Annotated in this window: 1 protein-coding gene; it reads left to right on the plus strand. The window is 52.0% G+C overall.

Annotation, left to right across the window (positions count from 1 at the left end):
• On the plus strand, nt 1-548 hold a 548-nt coding region (locus VZ95_RS19510), incomplete at its 5' end, for an NAD(P)(+) transhydrogenase (Re/Si-specific) subunit beta (RefSeq protein WP_045777345.1).
• Nucleotides 549-902 lie beyond the last annotated feature (354 nt).

Raw genomic sequence — 902 nt, forward strand, 5'->3', positions numbered from 1 at the left:
GTGGCGGCGGTGACAAGCCGGTCAAATCCGGCTCGGCGGACGATGCGGCCTTCATTATGAAGAACGCTCAAAGCGTCGTGATCGTGCCGGGTTACGGGATGGCCGTTGCCCAAGCCCAGCACGCCCTGCGCGAAATGGGCGATTTGCTGAAGAAGGAAGGCGTGCAGGTTCGCTACGCCATCCACCCGGTCGCAGGCCGCATGCCGGGGCATATGAATGTGCTCTTGGCCGAAGCCAATGTGCCCTATGAGGACGTGCTGGAGTTGGAAGAAATCAACCGCGATTTCGGCACCACCGACGTCGCCTTCGTCATCGGCGCAAACGACGTGACCAACCCCGCCGCAAAAACCGATCCGACCAGCCCGATCTACGGCATGCCGATTTTGGACGTGGAAAAGGCCAAAACGGTGCTGTTCATCAAACGCTCAATGGCGTCCGGCTATGCGGGCGTCGATAACGAGCTGTTCTTCCGCGATAACACGATGATGCTGTTCGGCGACGCCAAGAAAGTCACCGAAGAAATCGTGAAAGCGATCGAGCATTCGTAAAAAGAGAAGGGGCGTTTTCGGACGCCCCTTTTTAGTCCCTTAGTCTGGATAAAAGCGGGCTGCCGCCCACACCCGCTCGGGGAGCACGCTCCCCGAACCCCTCTTTTTTTCCGGCATTTTTCCGGCGAATCTTTAATGCATAGAAATCTAATACGATATATAAAAATTCCTTGACATCTTTTGGTTGAAAACATTATCAGAGATAGGTTGTGTTTAACGTCAGGAGAATATGTCGTGCGCTATTACTTATTTACGTTCGACATAAATACAACATATGAGAATCAGACCGATTACCATGATGTATATCAAGCAATTTGTGACCTTAGATACGAAGGATACACAGTCAATGAGTTA

The sequence above is a fragment of the Elstera litoralis genome (assembly GCF_000963705.1).
Lineage (GTDB): Bacteria > Pseudomonadota > Alphaproteobacteria > Elsterales > Elsteraceae > Elstera > Elstera litoralis.